Genomic DNA, 20,645 nt, shown 5'->3' with positions numbered 1-20,645 from the left:
AGCAGAGATGCTGCCCAGCATATTTTTGCCAAAAGCGTTCCTTCGGAGCTTATGTTCCGTGGGAGCGTTTTTTTTGGCGGAACGACTTTCTCTTCACCCTCCCCCAGCACGAAACGGGCTTGATGCATCTGCCTCCCGCATAACGTACAAGTCGTGGTTCATACCTTAACAGTAATGTAACTACGCATAAGGAGGGAAACGCATGTTTAAACGGGTAGACCGTCTTGCCATTGAACTACCGATCGGCAGCAATCCCGACCCTAACGGAGCCTCTGCGGTTCAGGAGCTGATGGGCGGGCGTTTCGGGGAAATGTCCACGCTGAACAATTACTTGTTCCAGTCGTTCAACTTCAGAGGCAAAACCAAGCTGAGACCCTTTTACGACATTGTTGCCAGCATAACCGCCGAGGAGTTCGGGCATGTGGAGCTCGTGGCCAACACAATCAACCTGATGCTCGTCGGCACGACTTCGCCGGGCGATCCAGATGCGACCCCGCTTCGCAACACCAAGGATCTTCGCATGTCCTCCCTGTTTATCGAATCGGCCCAAACGGCCCTCCCTTATGACTCCATGGGCAGACCCTGGAACGGCTCTTACGTAACCAGCACAGGCAATCTCATCGTTGATCTGCTGCATAACTTTTTTCTGGAATGCAATGCAAGGACCCACAAAATGAGAGTGTACGAAATGACGGATCATCCGACGGCAAGGGCGATGACCGGTTATTTGCTTGTCCGGGGCGGCGTACATATTCTGGCTTATGCAAAAGCGCTCGAAATTGCGACCGGCGTGGATGTCACCAAAATGCTGCCTGTGCCGAACCTCGATAACAGCGTGTTCGATGCAACCCGAAAATGGGAGGCCTTGGGCGAACACCGCAGATTGTATACGTTCAGCGACAAGGATTACCAACAGATTGCGCAGATCTGGAAAGGAACCCATCCCCGCGACGGCGGCAAACTGGAAGCGTATGCGGGGCTCCCCGGTTACAGCGGGCCCATCCCTGAACTTCCGGAGTTGTCGGAAGAGTTCGCTCCGGGCATCTCTCAGGAAGACCTGCAGCAAATCGCGGAGCGGCTGAAACGGTCTGCGGGGTTGTAATCAGCGCCGTAGGCACGGGGTCAGCTAGTCCTTTCCCACAGCATTGCGGCAAGTTTGATTCAAAGACCAAAAGTAAAGAAAAAAGGCATGGTCAATGCAGTGATTGTCCACTGCATGACCATGCCCTGCCTTCGGGAATATGAGTTCCATTTACTGGAGGTCTGTAGGTCTAGATGCCTCACCACACCTGTCTCTGTCGTTAAGGAACAAGTTCTCTTGATCTATGTTGTCTTCTTGAATTTGACTATAAGCACCGTATCCTGCCCTGCCTGCACCGGCCCTGATCGGGCAACCGTCACACTCTCGATCTCTTCGTTCCCACCAGGCACAAGAACGGGTGTGATTAGCGGCAATCCGGCTGACCGGATATGCTCCATATCAAATTCCAACAACAGCTGTCCTTTCGAGACATGATCGCCATTGCTCACGTGCAGCGTGAAACCTTCTCCTTTCAGACCAACGGTGTTGATGCCGACGTGAATCAGCACTTGCGCTCCCGTCGCATGCTCTAAAATGACGGCATGTTTGCTTTTGTGCATGACATGTGCCACGGTGCCTTCGAACGGAGCATATACTTTGCCATCGGATGGTTCGATAGCGATTCCTTCTCCCATGTGCCCTTCCGCAAAGGCCGGATCGGGAACGGTGGCCAAAGCAACGGCTTGACCCGTGATTGGGGCCGCTATATCCATCGTGTCAACCTGCACTTTTTCCATGCTTGTTGGAACAGGTGACGGAGCTGATGCGGATGCCGAGTCCGAGGCAATTACCGAATCTGCCATCGACTCCCCGTTACCGGACATGCCGTTCGAAGATCCGTTTTCCGAAGCTGCAGGCTTGTTTTTGTAACCGAACATCCAGGTCAGCGCAAACGCGATGCCCATCGCTACTACATTGGTCAAAATGTACACTGGCAGCTGGCTGTTCAGGTACAGCAACGTTCCCGGGATCGCGGTAACCGCCATGCCCGTGCCCTGCAAATGGAACAGGGATGCCAGAAAGCCTCCTGCCGCGCCGCCGACCAGACCCATAATAAACGGTTTCATCAAACGAAGGTTGACCCCGAAAATCGCCGGTTCAGTGATGCCTAGAAAAGCCGAGAATGAAGAAGGCAAGGCAAGCGCCTTTAACTTCGTATCTTTCGTTTTCAAACCAACTGCCAGACAAGCTGCCCCCTGTGCCGTAATGGCACATGTGATAATCGCGTTGAATGCATTGGCACCCGTTCGCTCCAGCAATTGTATCTCAAGAAAATTGAATATATGATGCACGCCGGTGACCACAATGATTTGATGCAAAAATCCGATCACAAGCCCCGCAATGCCAAACGGCAGATCCAGAACGGCGGTTGTGCCGTGCAGCACCCATTCCTCCAGGGAATGGAATACCGGGCCGATGGCGAACAAACCCAGCGTGATCATGACAGCAAGCGTAATGAACGGCGTAAGGATCAGATCCAGCGCTTCAGGTACCCGCTTTCGGAGAAACTTCTCAAATTTGGCGCCGATCAAGCCCACGAAGAAGGCGGGCAGGACCGAACCTTGGTAACCGACGACCGGTATGAAGCCGAACATGTGCAGCGCCTTTGCCGATCCGTCTGCGACCGCATACGCGTTCGGCAGCGCCGGATTGACCAGCATCAAACCAAGCACAATACCGAGCACGGGGCTGCCGCCGAATACGCGGAATGCGGACCACGCCACGAGTGCCGGCAAAAACGCGAAGGCCGTATCGGTCAGAACTTGCGTAAAGAGCAAAAAGTTTGGCGAAATATCATCAGGCGTAGCCCCGAACAACGCCAGAATTTCGCTCTGGGTGAGCAGGCCGCGCAGACCCATGAATAGCCCGGTTGCCACCAGCACCGGAATGATGGGCACAAACACGTCGCCAAAGGTCCGGATCCCTCGCTGAAACACGTTGCCCTGCTTTTTGCTTTGGCCTTTCAAATCTTCCTTGGATGTGCCTTCGATCCCGAGCTTCTCCACTTCCTCATAGATCCGGTTGACCGTTCCCGTGCCAAAAATGATCTGGTACTGCCCCGAGTTAAAAAATGCACCTTTGACCTTGTCGATGGTTTCGACCTGTTTTTGGTCGATTTTGTCCTTGTCGTTCACCATGATGCGAAGCCGGGTTGCGCAGTGCGCAAACGATGCGATATTATCCTTGCCGCCGACGGCCTGGATGACTTCGCGAGCGATCTGTTGATTGTCGGACATGGAATTCATTCCCTTCGTGCCTGATGATTGTTTAACGTTTTGCATTTTGATGCTCGTAATCCCACTTGCTTGCTTTAAATGTCGCTCTGCCGCCGTGGGCAAAGAAACGGATGCCATCACTCGTTTGGCTTGGGAAAATCCGGCTCGTGAAAACTTCTTCCCCTTCGTTCACGAAGATTTCGACCGATGACGTATCCACGAACATGCGAAGCCGGATCGTTTCGCCGCTTAGAGAGCATCGACGCACGCTGCCGTTGGCTTCGGCCAGCGCTGCCCCGGACGACGAACGATCCAGCACCAGCTTCTGCTCCGCCCGGTCATACCATATGACCGTTTTTTCCTGCTCGCTCGAGCGGAATTCGATACCGAAACGATCGGCATCGCAGCTGTCAATGATGCAGTCCAGTTCAAACGCCGTGCCGGCGAAGCCAGGGATTGTTCTGGTTTCGTTTTCAAGGGTCACGCCGACGGTCTGCTTCGTTTCGGTCATGCGCAGCTTCACCATTTCATCGACGGGCTGTTGAATGAGTTTGTCGTCTCTAATGCTCAGCTGCCGCGGAATCGTCAGGCAATGCGCCCAACCGCTGCCGTCCGTCGGATACGCCAGATCGGGCAATCCCATCCATCCGACAAGTATGCGTCTGCCATCCGGAGCTGCCATCGTCTGGGGTGCATAGAAATCAAACCCGCGATCCAGTTCCCTGAAATCGCCGTGGTTGAATGTTAACGTTTCCGGATCGAGCGCTTCACCGATGAGATAGCCGGATTGATAGATGTTGTTGTATCGATCCCCTTCCGGTTGCAACCCTTGTGGGCAAAAAATCAGTACACCCTGGCCATCCAGCTCCATATAATCCGGACACTCCCACATATATCCGAATTCATTCAAATTCGTCCGCAGCTCGCCCAAAAGCGTCCATTCCAACATGTCGTGCGAGCGATATAACACGGCGCAGCCGGTCTCGTTCTCGCGCTGGGCTCCTATGATACAGTAATACCATTCTCCGTCTTGCCATACCTTCGGGTCCCTGAAATGGTCCGTGTATCCAGGCGGCACGGCCGGGATAACAGGGGTTTCGAGTTTAATCACCACATCATCTTCATCCATGACCGCAAGGCATTGGTACGGATGCCTGATCCATCGTTCATCCCTTGTATTGCCTGTATACATCAGCATCAGTTTGCCATCCTTCTCGATGGCGCTGCCCGAATAGGCACCATGCGAATCCTGTGGATCGCCCGGATGGATGCCGATTCCCCTGTCTTCCCAATGCACGAGATCACTGGAGCGAACGTGGTACCAATACTTCATGCCATGCTCCGTTCCAAGCGGGAACCATTGATAGAACAGGTGATAATAGCCTTGGTAAAAGGCAAAACCGTTCGGGTCGTTCAGCAGCCCCGTTTGGGGCTGAATATGATACTGCTGCCGCCACGGACATGCGGCGATGAGCGCTTCAAGTTTGCGCAATTCACCTGGATCGGCCTGTTCAAGCCGACGGTAAAGCCGTTCTCGGGTCATTTTCATATCGAGTACTCCCACCCTTGCCATTGCTGTTTTCGTCCAAGAACGGAACCGGTTCCGAACAACGCAAAAAAATAATCCCATCAGGAATTCTTCTCAAGGTTCCTGCTTTTCCGCAGAAGTTTGGAACCGGTTCGATGGGACTATCATAAAGGATTTTTTTATAATTTGTCAACGCTTTCTCGGGAAATCAGCTCCACGTCGAGCACGGCGCACTTCTCCACCGGTTCTCCCGCAACAAGCCGGATAATGTGGCTGGCCGCGATTCTCCCGGCCTGAGTATAATGGTATCGTACCGTGGTCAGCGCAGGATTGATCATCTCCGTGATGTCATATCCACCGAAACCGCTCACGGATATATCCTGCGGAATCTGCCTTTTGGCGGCAAAAGCCGTTTTCATCACGGCCAACGCAATATTGTCTGTTGCGCATACAACCATCGATGACCTATCGTTGTTTAACACCTGCTCAGCCGTATGTGCTGCCTCCGACATCTTAAAGCTCGACTCATGGTAGGTTACATTACATCCTGGACATTCCGCGATGGCACGCCGAAACCCTTGCTTCCGGTGAATGCCCACGGCCTGATCCCGTTCGGTTACACCCAAATAACTGATCTCGCGATGTCCGTTTTGCAGCACATGCTTGCCCATTTCATAACCGGCCTGGTCGTCATTATGTACGACGCTATGAAGCCGTTCATGCTGCTGTCCGACCAAAATGACCGGAATGGCGATGTCGTCCACCGCTTTCAGATGTGCTTCCGTCACCTCGGCCGCAAGCAGGATGATGCCGGAAACTTTCTGTCTGGCAAAATCGTAAATGGCGTCAATCTCCCGCTGCATGTCCTGGCTTGTGTTTGCAATCAGCATCTGGTATTGGTTGCTGCGCAGTTCCTCATCGATGCCGATCAGCGTCTGGGACGTGGCAAAGGAGTCCAGGCGCGGGACAACTGTGCCGATGATGCTTGCCCGCTTGGCCTTCAAGCTTTGGGCAAAGGTGTTGGGGACGTAGTTGTATTGTTTGATAATCCGCTCAATGCGTTGGCGGGTATCCTCGCTGACCGATCCACCGTTGAGGAACCGGGAAACCGTGCTCTTTGCGACTCCCGCCAATTGGGCGATATCCGAAATCGTTTTGTTCATAATTACCCCTTTTGCAGAAATTGCATAATAATCGTCATTATTTATATTATACTGCGAATCCCTGTCCCATGGCGAATGAGTCTATTTACTTTATCACATGAATGCGTCAATCCGTCATCTTGCGATCAATTCCGGAGCATGCTATTATGACTTCAATTCATTTCATGTCACCTATTGACGGGATCAGAATAAAATTACTTTATAAAAGCTATGACGGAAAGAGTACGCGGATTACATGTTCATCACAGGGACGCGGTGCCGGAGACTGAAAGCACCCGAAAGCAGCATGCCGCCGAAGTTCACTCCCGAGCCGATTGCTGAAGGGCTAACCTTTTCAGGGTTTCTACAGCTCCTAGGACAATCCGTATCCTTGCGTTAAAAGGTTAAGTGAGAAACAGCTCGCTGCAAGGCAGCGCTGCCGTTTCTAATTAGGGTGGTACCACGGCTTCTTCGTCCCTTGCGGATGAAGGGCTTTTTTTGTTTTTTGCGAATCAGAACCAATCCAAATGTCGAAGGAGTGCATTGTCCATGGAACAGAATACCGAGCTCGAAACGTTAAGAAGCCGCTTGAACGAAATCAACCACGGCCTGCTTCACCTGTTGTCCGAACGGGCCAGCGTCGTGCAGGAAATCGGGCAAATCAAAGAAAAACAAGGCGTGCCCAAATTCGATCCTGTGCGTGAAAAAGAAATGCTGGAGGAACTGACCGCAGCCAATCCGGGGCCGTTCCATAACGATGCGATCAAGCTCTTATTCAAGCAAATCTTCCAGGCTTCGCTGAATTTGCAAGTCGACGAACACAAAAAGCATCTGCTCGTCAGCCGCAAAAATCAGCAAGAAGATACCATCGTCTCCATTGGCGACGTGCAGGTCGGTGCGGGAACGCCAATCATGATCGCCGGGCCTTGCTCGGTCGAGAGTTACGAACAAGTGCGCGAAGTCGCTGCAGCGCTCAAGGCCGCAGGCATCAGCGTCATGCGCGGCGGTGCCTTCAAACCGCGCACCTCGCCATACGATTTCCAGGGACTGGGCATTGAGGGGCTGAAAATACTGAAGGAAGTTGCCGATGAGTTCGGCTTGAAAACGATCAGCGAGATCGTTCACCCGGATCATATCGAGCTTGCCGGCGATTACATCGACGTCATCCAGATCGGCGCGCGCAACATGCAAAACTTCGAGCTGCTCAAGGCCGCAGGCGATGTCAACATTCCGATCCTGCTGAAACGTGGTCTGGCGGCGACGATCGACGAGTTCGTGCATGCGGCGGAGTACGTCGTCTCCCGCGGCAACAAACAAGTCATGCTGATCGAGCGCGGCATCCGTACCTATGAGAAAGCAACGCGCAACACGCTCGACATTTCGGCCGTGCCGATCCTGAAACAGGAAACGCATCTGCCGGTGCTTGTCGATGTCACGCATTCCACGGGCCGCAAAGACATCCTTGCCCCTTGCGCCAAAGCCGCTCTCGCCGCAGGCGCCGACGGCGTCATGGTGGAGGTGCACCCGAACCCGGCGGTAGCCCTCTCCGATGCAGCGCAGCAGCTGAACATCCCGCAGTTCAACGAGTTCCTCGCGACCGTGAGGGAGTCGGGGCTGTTGAAGGGATAGTTGGAAGTAGGATAAAAATGAAACCGCCTCTTTTAGTAGAGACGGTTTCATTTAAAAAACGATATTTATAAAGTTCTAGCCTAGTAATTGTTTCACTATATTAGGCTAGGCGTCCATTCAAGATTACTCCAATATCCTTGTGGATGATGAAGAGCGTTATAATAACGGCGCAGTATGTCTTCATAACGGCTGCCTTGGTTTTCAAACAAAAGACCCACTGCACTGGATAATGCGAATTGTTCCACGTTAGTGTAGGACTTACACGTCGAATTCCATATCGCTTGCAGCCAATTGTTACCCTCATCTTCGGATATCATGCTCTGGTACATTCCTAGTCTGCAAAGCGCAGAAGCATTGGCAAAGTCATAGGCTCTAATACCAGTAAGTGGAATCAGCAAGTCGTATTCATTGACGATAAGGTAGTTATCATACTCTGGTTTTCCTTTTAAATTTGTAAGCATCTGTTCCCTCACATTAAAGGAACAACCTCGGATTTTTGAACGAATGTTTTCAAAACTAAGGCAAGTTTCACTGGGATTGTCTAACAAATCGTATAAGCGAGCCTTAAGATCATCCCCGTTACGTACACGATGATTATCCCACATATAGGAGCTGATCTGTCCCATAATCTGGGCACGTTCCAATCCTTTGGTCGATGGCAGTCCGTGTAATAACTCTAATGGTGCCGTCCATGATTGTCGTCCCGTCTCCTCCCATAAATGAGGGTTTTTAGCCAAATAATCGTAATCCTGAAACGCATCAAAATTGGATAAAAGGCTTAAGGAAATTCCCATCCATGTTGGAATAGTCATGCTCATGTTATCTCTCCAATTCATGACATAAATAAATGCAATGCACAACGCAGAACAAGATCACTGGGAACATCATCAATGTAGGAAACCCTAAGAAACCGTATTTCACGATCACTCCTGTTAAGAAACTTCCAATGAAGATATCCAAGCCCATCCTAAACAACGTTTTGAAATTATGTTTTACATAAGCCACAATCGGATACTTAGGCATCTTTGGAGACTGAAACAACCAATCGTCTGCCCCTCGCACTAGTCTGTCCTTTAGCAAATTAGTTTCGGATGTTGAAATTCCATGGAAAGTTGTGAAGTCAGCCACTGGCCCTAGCCATTGCCGCGCAAAGATTTCATATTTCAAGGCATCCCTGTCATCGGGGATATGATGCAGCACACGGGAGAAATACCCGCATGCCTCCAGATATTTCGCTAACCTGTAGTAAGCCTCTGCGATCAAACGATCAAGTACCGGATCCTGATCATATATACCTGCCGCTTTTTGTGCGATGTCGATACAATCTTCATACATTCCTTGCTGTAACGACAGAAATGCTTCGAATCGTCCTGCTGCATATGAGTTATAATCCACGTCTATTTCCGAACTAAGCCAGTCAAATGATAAACCATAATCCCATTGAATTAGATGCTTCCAAGGAAAATTCTCCATTTGTATCAACTCAAACTCTTCATCAAGATATTGCCACACATCATGTGGTAAATGTGCATTTCCGGTGAAAAAATGACGTACTTTTTCCTCATAACCACTGTCATCTTCCAAAGGACGTCCCACAAATAATGTTTTCCACGCAACAATATCCCTTCTTCTAAACACATCAGCGTACAATTCATGCAATTGTTCATATAGGAGCTCAAGTCCATTCTGCCCCAGGACAACTTCGTCTCGGATTGTAGAAAAGCTGTTAAAATACGGGCCATCCGTTCCTTCTTCCTCATTGAGAATAATGGTTGTACGAACACCCTGCTGATGTGGCCCATTCTGCTTTTCTTCTTCAAGCAATGTATGCACAGATAAAAGCGAAGCTTCACCTTCAACAAAGGTTGAATTCCCTCTCGACAGTTCTCTATCACTTTGAAAACTCGGGAACGCTTCACTCGAATCTGGTATCATATCAACCGACAAACGAAGGGCTTCATCATACGCCGCTCGCAGTTGAAGGAATCCTTCTGGATCATCTTCAGGATGATATTTTTTTAACAGTCTGGTGTAAGATCGCCTAATGATTTTCTTATCCGGAGTAGGCTCCAGTTCTAACAACAACCAAGGATTTACCACAGTCCCTGAGCCTCCAGTTGATCTATGAATTGACTCAATTTCACACTCGCTTTTCTAATCTTTTCAGGGTCCTGGGTGTCAAGTGCACGTTCAAATCGCTCCATCTCTTGAGAGATGTGTTCACGGCTTTCTGACAACGCTTCTTCATATAATCGACCTGCCCGTGCCAACAATAATTGGTTACGAGCATCATCCCGAGGATGAATCTTAAGCATAGCCAGTTCTTGTAACCGAATAGTAATCTCTGCCTCAGACAAATGAATTTCATTATTTTGTATCACAAGCGACTTTGTTTCACCTGTGGAATGCGAATAGATGTCTACTTCCAACAAACCATTAATATCGTAGGTAAATCTCACGTCAATAACCGCTTCGCCACTTTTCACGCGTGGAATCGGAACGAGTACAGAGCCCAGTTTGAGATTTTCTTTGACGTCTCTGCTTTCTCCTTGATAGATATCTACCTCTATGACATCTTGATAGTCTTTGGCGTTAATAAACCGTTGAACCCTGCTGCACGGAATAACCGAATTTCTCTCGATAATCGGAGCGTATACATCATTTACAACCCCAATCCCTAATGTATATGGACATACATCTGTCAACACGGACTCCCGCAAATACTCATTTCGTTCCTTCATCGCCGCATATATACCCGCGCCTATTCCAACGACTTCGTCCGGGTTAATATGTGAAAGCGGTAACTGTCCAAATAACCGAGCCACAAACGAACGAATGATTGGCATCTGAGTAGATCCGCCAACCAAAACAACATGATCCAGTTCTTTAGGTTGTATGCCTGAGTCATTCAATGCTTTTTTGAGAGGGACTTTCAGCCTTGTTAATAATTCTGTAGAAATGGTCTCGAAATCCGTTGAAGTAAACATCGTCTTGTATGTATGTCCATTATAGACAAAGCTCATTTCCGCTTGATCTTCTGTTGTTAGCATCACTTTGCATGACTCCGCCTGCTTTTTCAGCATGGAATACCATTTTCCTTTTACAACTTCCAATTTCAATGAATGCTGTTCCAGAAAATAATGCAAAATGGCTTCATCAAAATCCTCTCCACCGAGAAAATTATCTCCTGCTATCGCTCGAATTTCCATTACATTATCGGACATTTCCAGTAAGGATACGTCAAATGTTCCTCCGCCCAAATCAAATATGAGCAATTGTTTTTCTTCATTAGCCTGATGAATACCATACGCCAATGCTGCCGCTGTTGGTTCATTAATTAACCGTTCCACCTTGAGCCCTGCCAGCAAGCCGGCCTCCTTCGTAGCACGCCTTTGATGATCATTAAAATACGCAGGCACGCTAATCACGGCTTCTGTGATCGTTATACCCAAAAAAGCCTCAGCATCCGCTTTAAGTGCTTTGAGTAACAGAGCTGAAAGATCCGTAGGGGAAAATAACTTTTCGCCAAGTTTGTACTGTTTTTTTGATCCCATGTGACGCTTAAATACCGCTTCCGTTAAGTTGGGATGAGAGATTAATCGTTCCTTCGCTGCTTCTCCAATAATGACTGCTCCATCATCCATAACGCCTACAACTGAAGGAGTTAATCGGTTTCCGAGTGCATTCGGAATAATCACGCATTCATTGTTCAAGAAAACACTCACCAAACTGTTGGTCGTCCCCAAGTCGATCCCAATAATTGTCATCGTATTCCACCCCAATATTATGTAAAAATCACCCTTATCATATTTTTATCGGAATTAAATTCAAATTTATGTATATCTATTATTTATGTTGCTCTTAATGTTGATGGGAACCTCAATACCGCTCCCCATGTTCATCTCCACGAAGTGATATTGAATTAACCCTAAGTTTCATATCGCAACATCTTGGTATCCTACATCAACTACTTTTTCATCTAATAAACGAATGCCTAAGCCATTTTCTGAATCCCACGTACAACTAAAAAGAAATCCAATATCCCGTTCTTTATTAAGATCTCCATACGAAACAACAATACTATCTAAGGTCATCATTTTTTTTAATTGCTCAGTTGTATCCACGAAAGGATAACTTTCATTAAAAGCTATGTCATAGCCTAACTCATGACGTTTTTGTAGATAATAGTTTAAAATAGGTTGCAGTAAATTCTGTTGTATTTCCTCCCAATTTTCCATTAAACTTTGGTAAGCCGAATATTGATCATCATCGAATACCCCGTCCTCATCTCCTTCAATAATAAGGGATATTGGTGTCTTAACTCCAAAATAATTCATAGTCGTATCCTTGGACCAAATATAATCATAGTCGAGTTCGCCAAACACCACATCATAAATTTTCATGAAATGAATCCTTCCCTAATTTAACATTTATTCACAAACATACCGCCATTCACCTCAAAAAGTCCTCATACCAAGAGATCCAACTGTGTAGTTTTTCTTCGTTAGAACATCAAATAATCATGCATTAATAGGAATTAAATTCTGAACATCACCAAAGTCACACTTCTTCCTCTGTCAGCATTTCAAAGAATTTTTAAGTCCGTCTTACTAGATGTTTTTTTCTTGTCTACTAAAAGGGGATAATACCATTATTGCGACTTTTTGCAGTACTATCGTTCTCGTGTTTTACCTAAGCAAAAAATTTGTTTTCTATATCAGTCATTTTATTTAAATTCAAGTAATTCAAGAATCTTATCGATTCTATTTAATAAATCTAGACTTTCCTCTTGGGAAAGTTCAAATTGGGAATTATCGATGTAATTATCTGTAATCTCGTTTATGACATAGTCAGGTACTTTATAATTGCGTCGCATTAAATTTTCAGCTATTGATACAAAAACAATTTTTTTGGCACATGCTTTATTTCGAAATTCACTCTTAAAATAGGCGATTACATGATCGGTAGTTTCCTCAATATTTACAGACTTCGCAAATAAATCATTCACTTCATCTGTGATTTCTTCATAAAACCATCTTGCTTTCGGGCAAAGATCCGTTGGCATTTTTTCAATTTCCACAAGTACTCTGTTTCTTCTTAAATAAAGATCCTCAAATTCTTCTTTTGTTAATTGCTTTTTTTCTATATATTCTTTTACCACTTGAAAATTTATTGACTTAAGTTTAAAAATGTAATTTTCCTTAGCATTCTTATATATTCGAGGCTGTTGTAACCTTAGTTCAGCTACAATAACCCAAAGAACTGCCTTTTCCATATCATCAGAATATTTTTCGCTATAATTCTCATCAAACGCCTGAGATACGGCCTCATAGTGACTCAAATGATAAATATTTTTATATTCTTCGCACTCTTCAATAAATGACTCTATTAATTCTTGATAGTTCCATGCCATATTTCTCAACTCCTTATATTGCTGATTTCTTAGGTATCTTGTCTCCAATATTATGAATCTCTATAATCTCTATACCTGGATAATCTTTGGGAAAATTAAAAATTATATCATTCCAACTCCCACAAGTTTCATTTTCGGTAAACAATTTTACTTTGCCCTTTAAGATTTGGATCGGGTGGACCAAGTTGAAAGGCTAAATCATTTATCATTTTATATTCAGTGTCTTTAATTCGATCAATTATAATACCTTCACTATTAGGTGCATCTTTTGCAGGATACCTTATTTTTTCATCTTCTGGCATAATTGAAAAACCATCATAATTTACGTTTTGTTGGTGAGCAGGTGGAAAACCATTAACTTGGCTATGTGCATAAAATTCGGATTTTATTTTAGGCTTACTCGGAATATCAACTTCCATATTTGCCCCCGATTTATTTAATGCACTATTTGAAAGTCTTTGTTATAATTCTGCAACTCTATCAATAATATATCCTTCAGTCTCTAATTTAATAAGCCTTGTAGGAAATTTTCTATTGAAATCAAGTGTACCTGGTTTCGTCTCTCCAGTACTCTCAATTTCACTTGTTTCATCTTTCGATTTATGTTTGGATGAATGAAAGTCACTCTCGATACTATGATCCTTTGGGTTATAAGGATTCTCTATTATACTATTTGTCTTACCAACTAAATCCCCTTGTGATCCAGTTTTCTTCGAAGAAGATGAACTTCCTGCTTCTCCGTGGCTTGATGAACCATGATTGTCATTCTTCACAAACATCATCACGGTTTGTCCGTTGCTTAACTGTACCTTCCGAACACGCCACGGAACACTTCGACCTCCGCCCTGGCAATAATGCGTTCGCATAGTTGCGGTAGCAGAGTTCCAGATAGTCGCGCGGATAATCTGGAAGCTGTTCCAGCATGGCGGTTTTGAGAATACGGCCTTTCTGGAAATGCGGGTACACATGCGTGAACATCAACTTCTCCCTCCCTTCGAACCAGAGTCAGCGCCTTACGACGTACTCCGGGTAATCCTCTCGGGCACTTCATTTTGCGCCTTTCTCTCGGTCCGATTCTCTACTTCCTCCCATCAAAAAAGTCCAATTCGGGCAGATCTGGCTCGAACGGAAACAGCTTCTGCGGACCAAGATAGAGCTGTTCGTTCTTTCGGGCAACCGGCAGGACGTAGAAGCCCCAATGGCGATCATCCGGGAAAACGAAGAACTTCGTCTCGCCGTTCACGATCGAGTCGGTATCATCCTGCGGAATATAACAAAAAAACAGGTTGATTATAGTGGTATCTGACCATAATCAACCTGTTTGATGTAACGCTATTATGTTAATAGAGATACTTTTTACAGCCATTCAGTACGCACATCTTAATTCATGAAAATTTTCTTACAAATAGAACAAAGGTTATGTTGGTAAGGATAGGAAAAGTCGTTTCATTCGATACTAGGTAGTCCTAATGACTTAATTATTTGAGAGCTTCGATTAGATAGAGCAGTTTTCATACTCCTCTACAAGTCTTGGCCATGTACTCTCTTTGTCCAACATTGCTGTAGAGTCGATTTTTTCAAATTCCTCTCGCATCATTTTCCCAAATTTTTCACACTGCTCATCATCGTCTATGTCATCAACTTTTCTAAGCTCAGTATAAAATAGCTGATGGAATAACAAAAACAATTTTATACTTGAATTAATGAATATCCTATCCTCTCGACTTTCCAGAAGTGCAAATACTTCTTGAGTAGTTTTCTTAATTGAAATGAAAGCCCCCCGACTTTGTCCTATGTTAATGAACTCTTCTCCGTTAAAGGTGATTCTTTCAAAATTAATTGAATCAAAGAACTTGATACCTTTCATTTCAAAGATTGTATGATTTTTAGGTAAGCCATAATTCAATAAAAACTCCATTGTTTCCTCTGAAAAACCGTATATCCCCAACTCATCTATACTGTACCTAAAAAAATCACAGTTCCAAAAATCCTTTGATAGTTCAATCATTAGATATTCCCCCTTTACTTTCATTACTTAAATAACGCCTTAATAGCCTTCTTCATTTCGTCATTACCACGTTTTCTCGAATCATAGTCTCCGTATTCAAAACTATGAGTTACTTCTGCATTCGGATAATTTTTATAAATCAAATTATCACAGTGATGATATGGCTCAAGATTACATGGTTGCCTTTCGGTATATATCCTTTTTATCTTAGAAGAATCAATTCCCATTTCAGTCACTCTCTGATGAAGTATTTCTTCTGAGTGTACTCCTAGTTCCCTATTACTTTCAGCAATCTCATACTTGAGTATTCCGTTATCCTCGTATTCTAAGATCGCAATATTCCTTGTCCCCTGAACACCATTTTTCATTCTATAATCAATTACCATTCTACTTAAATCTGATTCACCATAGCCAACAACTTTTGAACGGCTTAAACCAAATTCAGTATTACCCGTCCCCTCATCCAACTTCTTCGCTAAATCATCCTTGCCTGCTTCCATTTCACTCCAAAAACGCTGTTGCTGGCTATTTGGCGGAATTGGCTTTTTCGGCTTCGTGAAATAGACACCGTTTGGTCCATCCATTGCAAATTCTTGGCCAAAACGAGTATTTCGCATCCGCTCTATCGAATCAGATACATAATCCGTGATATCGTCTACGCTTTTGTTCAGACGATCTTTAGTCTGCTGCTTCCATGTCGTCCATGTCTCGTCCAGTGCGGACATATTTTTGCTATTCACGAGCTTGTCTGCCGCTTTATTGAGTCCGTGTTTGGCCAAGATGGCGAGATTGACAAGCATCAGGGCGACGCCTAGGTTGTCCAGCAGCTGCTGGTCCATACCCAAGAACGTGGGGTTCGTATACGCATCCCCGTTCTTCAAATCGTTTCTTGACATTGACAAAAACGAAAATAACAAAAACAGGTTAATTACGATGGTATCTAACCATAAATCAACCATCCTTTGGGCGCACATTCAGACGCCCCATGGCGTGATCTTCCTGGCCACTTTCCCCACTGGAAATCCGTCTACACTCACTTTTGACGTTGGCAGAAAGCGGGAATTCGGGATAAGGTGCTAAAGGTTGTCTCCCTATATAGCGATGAGGAAAGCATTATGATTGATGCCACGATTGTGCGCGTTCACCAGCACGGAGCGGGGGCAAAGCAAGCAAGCGATCGAACGTTCCCGTGGGTAGTTTAAGCACCAAAATTCATGCCATCGTCGATGCGCTCGGAAATCCACTTCATTTCGAATTAACGGGTGGTGAAGCTCATGACTCGGTTCAGCGCTACAAACTTCTGCAAGCCATCGAACCGACGATGAAACAAGTATTAGCTGATCGAGTCTATGATACGAATGCGATCAGGGCGCTTCTGAACGAGGAACAAGCGATCCCGGTGATTCCAACGCCGAGAAATACAACCCGTTGACCGAGATATCTATAGAGAACGCCATTTAGTGGAGTGTTTTTTTTCAATAAAGTCAAAAGCAATCGTCGTCTGGCAACTCGCTACGATAAATTAGCGTGTACGTTCAAGGCTTTTTCGACTCCGGCATCCATTATGGTGTGGCTTGCTTGAGTTTGAAGACACCCCTAGTTTATCAACTCTTCTCGCCTTACTTATCCACGTTTTTCCATCCCCTTTTTCTTCCTTTAATTTTGAACATGAAAAAAAGCTCTCTCCTACTAAATAAGTTGGAATGAGCTTTTGAAATTTAAACAAGTGTTTGAATTATATAGTGATTGGTTGTGTTTTGCGATCTCGTTGTTAGGGAGATTTCGCTAATGAAGATATTATCCACTCATCTGCTCCATTAACCACTTTTTAATATCATCACCGTCCAGCCTTATTGGTTCCTCTTCAGTTCCAACAAAAATATGTTTGGCAGACACTTCATCAATCCCGTTTATTTCTTCAAAACTAGTTTCATAGAGAAGTGCCCCATCAAATATAGCATTTGTTAAATCAACATTAGAAAACTTTGAGCAGCTTAAATTTGCTCTTCGAAATGATGCTCGCCTCAAGTCAGATCCAGATATATTAGCGAAGCTGAGGTCTGCATCATCAAAAGACGCTTTTATCCCTACACAATTTAATATATTTGAATGTTTTAAGGAAGTGTAGTCAAATACCGTTTTACTCAGTATGCATTCCGAGAAAATCGTTCTTTCAAATGATGTACTTAAAAAATAGCAATCACTCATATCATTATTAGCAAAAAACGAACTACTCATATTTGACTCTACAATCTCTGAACAACTCAGATTCATCCCTGTAAGATTCAGTTGTTGTAATTCTTCTTTTACAATTTCTATTTTTTCTCCAATATTACCATCCGATTCTGCCCATTTATGATGTTTTATAAACATATTATCATCCATGTAATTCTTCCTTTCACATACTTTATGGCCACCACAGCAACATATCACTTAAACCTAATTCTTTTACCGCTTTGCGTACTTCGTCTATATGTTCTGGGAACATTTTTGATGAATCGATGATAACATTCTCCCCTTTTGAAAGTGATTCTTCTATATCAGCAATTGCCTTTTCCAGTGTATAACCCTTTGGCGCAAATTTTGAATACCATCCTTTAACGTCCCACAATACACCTGTTGCGTCAATAAATTCTGCACCTGCTGGATTGGTATCTCTAACTATAGGACCAGGTAGGTCCCCTCTCGCCTCTAACTCCAAGCCTGCTAGTCTTTCAATTTTTGTCTTTTCGTTTATTTTAAAGTTTTTTGCTGGATCTTTTGCCAAACTCTCATACTCTTCTGGAGATCTAGCGTAGTATTTTCCCTCATCCCCATACTTGTCTATCAATTCTTTATAGTAATCTGGAGCAGTTTCTCTAATTTTGTCTAAGTCAGCATTTCCCGTCCACTCATCCAACTTCTTCGCTAAATCATCCTTGCCTGCTTCCATTTCACTCCAAAAGCGCTGCTGCTGGCTATTGGGCGGAATTGGCTTTTTCGGCTTCGTGAAATAGACACCAGTTGGTCCATCCATTGCAAATTCTTGGCCAAAACGAGTATTTCGCATCCGCTCTATCGAATCAGATACATAATCCGTGATATCGTCTACGCTTTTGTTCAGACGATCTTTAGTCTGCTGCTTCCATGTCGTCCATGTCTCGTCCAGCGCGGACATATTTTTGCTATTTACGAGCTTGTCCGCTGCCTTATTTAAGCCATGTTTGGCCAAGATGGCGAGGTTGACAAGCATCAGGGCGACGCCTAGGTTGTCCAGCAGCTGCTGGTCCATACCCAAGAACGTGGGGTTCGTATACGCATCCCCGTTCTTTAAGTCATTCAGTTTCTTGACATTGACGACGATCATCGCCGCACCTAGAGCCGCATCCGCGGCAGCCAACAAATACAAGGAGCTTCCGCCTGTCGGAATGGCCGCAATAATGGCCACCACGCCAAAAATAACGTTAAACTCGGCGATCAGCATTTGCGGGTCAATGATCAATACTTGAAATGTGTATCTGGATAAGTATACCGTTTTTTGCGTTTGTTTGCTCAAATAATCCGGCTTTTGCGGAATCACGTCATTCAGCTCTACCTGCTCCAGCCATGGACTCATCTGATTCAATACATTCCCTAGCCCCGTGGAATCCATGATGCGTTCCATCAGTCCTGGTTTGCCACCGGCGTTCCCTTGAGAAGACGAAGACTTCGTACTCAGTACCGGAGGCGGCGGCAGCATCGCCTGAATTTCGGCTTCCGTTTTCCCTGCTGCCGTTTCTTTCGCCCACATCTCCTTGGATTGCTGCTGCCAGTTGTGAATAGCCGTGCGGTCGCGATCCATCTGATCGTATGTCTGCTGCTGCTGTTCCAGCTCCGCTTGCTTTTGTTCTTTGCTTTTCTTTTCGGGCTCGGCGGCTGGCTGGTTTACGTACTTCTGTTGATAGACGTTTTTTTGCTCCTCCGCCGATTTGCTGCTCATCCAGGTCTTCGCCTGATCCGACAGATTGGGATCGTTTTTGGCCGTCTCGGCAACCTTGCTGCGAATGTCTGCACGTTGTGCATCCGTTAACTGGACCGCCGTTCGTAATTGCAGCGACAAATCCAGTTCCTCTTTCATGATCTCGCCATCGGCCAGCATGTCCAAATACAATTCTTCCAGTTCTTCTTCGGTCAGCAGTTCCATGAAATCCACGTCGACCTTTTGCAGATCCACTTTTTTGCTCTGGATTCCTACCCGGTTTCCATTCAGAACTACGTATTGGTCCACATTGGTTTGCAGCACAATCTGCTGCTCGGCCTGAATTCGGAAGGACTCCAGCATACCCTTGTCGCTTCCCGAACCGACCTCAATCTGACTACTCGCCACAACCAGCAAATCTTCCGTGGCGTTCAGGCTAATGTTTCCCGCATCCAAATGCAGGCTGACGCTTCCCTTCTTGAACAGGACTCCGTCGTCGCCGAGCTGCATCCGGGCTTCTCCCGGCATTTCGAACACTTTGGTCTCCGGCTTCTGAAAAACCGTTCGGCCTTTCATCTCTTCGCTGCTGCCCCGGACGGAGTTAATGGCCATCGCCTGCTTCTCCGTTCCGCTCGGGAAGTACACTTTGATTCGTGCGCCTTCCTCCGGCAAACAGTGAAAGATATTGTTGCCTTCGCCCGAATAGGGAAACCACCAATTGGCGTGATCATCATGCTGATCGTCGATATCCAGATGAACCTTCACCATGTTGTTTGCCCGTTTGATGACGCGCCCTTCCAGGGACCTGCCCTGAAGCTGTTCATTCCGCCTGGATTTACGTCGCAAGCTTTGCCGTTTGACCAGCAAATACTCATATCTCAACCTGCCGGATAGATAACTGATCACAGACTCGGACACCACCCAGATCTGTCCTTTAAAAGAAACATCATCTCCAACTTGGCAGAATTGCTCCGTCGTGACCCGATAGCTCACAAAATCGGACTCGATCAGTTGATTGGCGTCATCTCCTTCGGCATGGGCTTTCAGCTGCTTATACAGCTCCCTGTCTTTTAAAGTCGTATATCTTATGGCCACAATCTCTGTGCCCCACGACAAATCGGGTACACCGAAAAACACCCTCGGCGCATCCATCGTGACATCCGGCAAAATCACGGTTCCTACCCGCGCAGCAAGACGTTGGAGAAATTGCCAGTCCGTCTCTTCATATTGCACCAGCAAGGCGCCGATCGATGACTGATCGCTCGTAGCCATGTTCTGGGCGTCCCCTCCGGGATACCTTCCAGCCAATTGGCGAACCGCCTCCGTATAGGTCAGGCGTTTATTCTGGTAGGAACGGCTCTTCGGTGTCATATCCATCACATAACTCCGCGAGAGAGCATGGACCTCCACCAGCGGAATTCCGTCCTCCATTTGGATGTCTACCTTCGTAATTCCTCCGGCAAACCAGCTCTCCGGCCTGGAATCCGTCATTTTTTGCAAAATCAGACTGTCGCTAAAGCTGCTATGCAACAGGCATTGCTCTGCCTCTTCTTCACTCATGCGAACGGAAAACACACACTTCGCATGTGCGTTAAACGCTCTTTCAACCCGAAAGCTTCGCAAGTCCTTAATTTTATACGGCCAGCTTAACTCGTATCCATCTCCCTGATAAATAACCTCCACCCATCATT

17 protein-coding genes and 2 pseudogenes are annotated in these 20,645 nt (G+C 45.9%); 3 read left to right on the top strand and 16 right to left on the bottom strand.

What is annotated here, in order from left to right; translation table 11 throughout:
• The first annotated feature begins 202 nt into the window (after positions 1–202).
• Complete coding sequence (locus tag MKY59_RS12635; RefSeq protein WP_339277885.1) at positions 203–1,102, top strand: manganese catalase family protein; 900 nt, start codon at positions 203–205, stop codon at positions 1,100–1,102.
• Positions 1,103–1,323: 221 nt separating this feature from the next.
• Here the strand turns inward: MKY59_RS12635 and MKY59_RS12630 are convergent, their stop codons facing one another.
• The 3 genes from MKY59_RS12630 to MKY59_RS12620 all read right to left on the bottom strand — a co-directional run bounded on the left by MKY59_RS12630 (position 1,324) and on the right by MKY59_RS12620 (position 5,988).
• Positions 1,324–3,318, bottom strand: a complete 1,995-nt coding sequence (locus tag MKY59_RS12630; RefSeq protein WP_339277884.1) for a sucrose-specific PTS transporter subunit IIBC — start codon at positions 3,316–3,318, stop codon at positions 1,324–1,326.
• Between the two features lie 31 nt (positions 3,319–3,349).
• Positions 3,350–4,846, bottom strand: coding sequence for a sucrose-6-phosphate hydrolase (locus MKY59_RS12625; protein WP_339277883.1), 1,497 nt, complete (start codon positions 4,844–4,846; stop codon positions 3,350–3,352).
• A 158-nt stretch (positions 4,847–5,004) separates the two neighbouring features.
• Complete coding sequence (locus tag MKY59_RS12620) at positions 5,005–5,988, bottom strand: LacI family DNA-binding transcriptional regulator (protein WP_339277882.1); 984 nt, start codon at positions 5,986–5,988, stop codon at positions 5,005–5,007.
• A 528-nt stretch (positions 5,989–6,516) separates the two neighbouring features.
• On the opposite strand from MKY59_RS12620, the gene MKY59_RS12615 reads away from it, so the two are divergent.
• Positions 6,517–7,596 (top strand): bifunctional 3-deoxy-7-phosphoheptulonate synthase/chorismate mutase, encoded by a 1,080-nt coding sequence (locus tag MKY59_RS12615; RefSeq protein WP_236416751.1) that lies wholly within the window; start codon positions 6,517–6,519, stop codon positions 7,594–7,596.
• A 95-nt stretch (positions 7,597–7,691) separates the two neighbouring features.
• Here the strand turns inward: MKY59_RS12615 and MKY59_RS12610 are convergent, their stop codons facing one another.
• The 11 genes and pseudogenes from MKY59_RS12610 to MKY59_RS12560 all read right to left on the bottom strand — a co-directional run bounded on the left by MKY59_RS12610 (position 7,692) and on the right by MKY59_RS12560 (position 15,976).
• Positions 7,692–8,414 (bottom strand): DUF1266 domain-containing protein, encoded by a 723-nt coding sequence (locus MKY59_RS12610; RefSeq protein ID WP_339277881.1) that lies wholly within the window; start codon positions 8,412–8,414, stop codon positions 7,692–7,694.
• A 1-nt stretch (position 8,415) separates the two neighbouring features.
• Complete coding sequence (locus MKY59_RS12605; protein ID WP_339277880.1) at positions 8,416–9,696, bottom strand: hypothetical protein; 1,281 nt, start codon at positions 9,694–9,696, stop codon at positions 8,416–8,418.
• A complete protein-coding gene (locus MKY59_RS12600; RefSeq protein ID WP_339277879.1) occupies positions 9,690–11,363 on the bottom strand; it encodes a molecular chaperone HscC in 1,674 nt (557 codons plus the stop codon). The genes MKY59_RS12605 and MKY59_RS12600 overlap by 7 nt, the downstream gene beginning before the upstream one ends.
• A 168-nt stretch (positions 11,364–11,531) precedes the next feature.
• Positions 11,532–11,999, bottom strand: a complete 468-nt coding sequence (locus MKY59_RS12595; RefSeq protein WP_339277878.1) for a DUF2004 domain-containing protein — start codon at positions 11,997–11,999, stop codon at positions 11,532–11,534.
• 323 nt (positions 12,000–12,322) lie between these two features.
• On the bottom strand, positions 12,323–13,009 hold the full coding sequence (locus MKY59_RS12590) for an Imm3 family immunity protein (RefSeq protein ID WP_339277877.1): 687 nt from the start codon (positions 13,007–13,009) through the stop codon (positions 12,323–12,325).
• Positions 13,010–13,137: 128 nt separating this feature from the next.
• Positions 13,138–13,431, bottom strand: a pseudogene (locus tag MKY59_RS12585) (deaminase domain-containing protein); the annotation flags it as partial.
• 39 nt (positions 13,432–13,470) lie between these two features.
• Positions 13,471–13,791 carry a hypothetical protein gene (locus MKY59_RS12580; protein ID WP_339277876.1) on the bottom strand — a complete coding sequence of 107 codons (321 nt, stop codon included), beginning with the start codon at positions 13,789–13,791 and terminating at the stop codon, positions 13,471–13,473.
• Entirely contained in the window at positions 13,772–13,987 is a 216-nt protein-coding gene (locus MKY59_RS12575) for a hypothetical protein (protein WP_339277875.1), read from the bottom strand. Before MKY59_RS12575 ends, MKY59_RS12580 begins: the two co-directional genes overlap by 20 nt.
• A 100-nt stretch (positions 13,988–14,087) precedes the next feature.
• Positions 14,088–14,279: pseudogene (locus tag MKY59_RS12570) on the bottom strand (hypothetical protein); the annotation flags it as partial.
• Positions 14,280–14,504: 225 nt separating this feature from the next.
• The gene (locus tag MKY59_RS12565; RefSeq protein ID WP_236421555.1) at positions 14,505–15,017 is read right to left on the bottom strand and encodes an SUKH-4 family immunity protein; all 513 of its coding nucleotides are present in this window, start codon (positions 15,015–15,017) and stop codon (positions 14,505–14,507) included.
• Positions 15,018–15,040: 23 nt separating this feature from the next.
• Positions 15,041–15,976: a nucleic acid/nucleotide deaminase domain-containing protein gene (locus MKY59_RS12560; RefSeq protein WP_339277874.1), complete on the bottom strand. Its 936-nt coding sequence runs from the start codon at positions 15,974–15,976 to the stop codon at positions 15,041–15,043.
• Between the two features lie 230 nt (positions 15,977–16,206).
• Here MKY59_RS12560 and MKY59_RS12555 point away from each other — a divergent pair, with 230 nt between their 5' ends.
• On the top strand, positions 16,207–16,449 hold the full coding sequence (locus MKY59_RS12555; RefSeq protein ID WP_339277873.1) for a transposase: 243 nt from the start codon (positions 16,207–16,209) through the stop codon (positions 16,447–16,449).
• Between the two features lie 365 nt (positions 16,450–16,814).
• Here MKY59_RS12555 and MKY59_RS12550 read toward each other — a convergent pair whose 3' ends face one another.
• Both MKY59_RS12550 and MKY59_RS12545 read right to left on the bottom strand, forming a co-directional pair.
• A complete protein-coding gene (locus tag MKY59_RS12550; RefSeq protein WP_236421564.1) occupies positions 16,815–17,402 on the bottom strand; it encodes a pentapeptide repeat-containing protein in 588 nt (195 codons plus the stop codon).
• A gap of 22 nt (positions 17,403–17,424) precedes the next feature.
• On the bottom strand, positions 17,425–20,637 hold the full coding sequence (locus tag MKY59_RS12545; RefSeq protein ID WP_339277872.1) for a contractile injection system protein, VgrG/Pvc8 family: 3,213 nt from the start codon (positions 20,635–20,637) through the stop codon (positions 17,425–17,427).
• Positions 20,638–20,645: the final 8 nt, after the last annotated feature.

Origin of the sequence: Paenibacillus sp. FSL W8-0426, from assembly GCF_037969725.1 — a bacterium.
GTDB lineage: Bacteria > Bacillota > Bacilli > Paenibacillales > Paenibacillaceae > Paenibacillus > Paenibacillus hubeiensis.
This window is presented reverse-complemented; position numbering and strand designations above follow the sequence as displayed.

What these genes read in the sequence shown, in the direction of transcription:
- MKY59_RS12600 (WP_339277879.1), bottom strand. Translation starts at nt 11,363, where the DNA reads ATGACAATTATTGGGATCGACTTGGGGACGACCAACAGTTTGGTGAGT.
- MKY59_RS12610 (WP_339277881.1), bottom strand. Translation starts at nt 8,414, where the DNA reads ATGAGCATGACTATTCCAACATGGATGGGAATTTCCTTAAGCCTTTTA.
- MKY59_RS12550 (WP_236421564.1), bottom strand. Translation starts at nt 17,402, where the DNA reads ATGGATGATAATATGTTTATAAAACATCATAAATGGGCAGAATCGGAT.
- MKY59_RS12620 (WP_339277882.1), bottom strand. Translation starts at nt 5,988, where the DNA reads ATGAACAAAACGATTTCGGATATCGCCCAATTGGCGGGAGTCGCAAAG.
- MKY59_RS12615 (WP_236416751.1), top strand. Translation starts at nt 6,517, where the DNA reads ATGGAACAGAATACCGAGCTCGAAACGTTAAGAAGCCGCTTGAACGAA.
- MKY59_RS12635 (WP_339277885.1), top strand. Translation starts at nt 203, where the DNA reads ATGTTTAAACGGGTAGACCGTCTTGCCATTGAACTACCGATCGGCAGC.
- MKY59_RS12580 (WP_339277876.1), bottom strand. Translation starts at nt 13,791, where the DNA reads ATGATGTTTGTGAAGAATGACAATCATGGTTCATCAAGCCACGGAGAA.
- MKY59_RS12560 (WP_339277874.1), bottom strand. Translation starts at nt 15,976, where the DNA reads ATGGTTGATTTATGGTTAGATACCATCGTAATTAACCTGTTTTTGTTA.
- MKY59_RS12625 (WP_339277883.1), bottom strand. Translation starts at nt 4,846, where the DNA reads ATGAAAATGACCCGAGAACGGCTTTACCGTCGGCTTGAACAGGCCGAT.
- MKY59_RS12575 (WP_339277875.1), bottom strand. Translation starts at nt 13,987, where the DNA reads ATGTTCACGCATGTGTACCCGCATTTCCAGAAAGGCCGTATTCTCAAA.
- MKY59_RS12630 (WP_339277884.1), bottom strand. Translation starts at nt 3,318, where the DNA reads ATGTCCGACAATCAACAGATCGCTCGCGAAGTCATCCAGGCCGTCGGC.
- MKY59_RS12590 (WP_339277877.1), bottom strand. Translation starts at nt 13,009, where the DNA reads ATGGCATGGAACTATCAAGAATTAATAGAGTCATTTATTGAAGAGTGC.
- MKY59_RS12565 (WP_236421555.1), bottom strand. Translation starts at nt 15,017, where the DNA reads ATGATTGAACTATCAAAGGATTTTTGGAACTGTGATTTTTTTAGGTAC.
- MKY59_RS12595 (WP_339277878.1), bottom strand. Translation starts at nt 11,999, where the DNA reads ATGAAAATTTATGATGTGGTGTTTGGCGAACTCGACTATGATTATATT.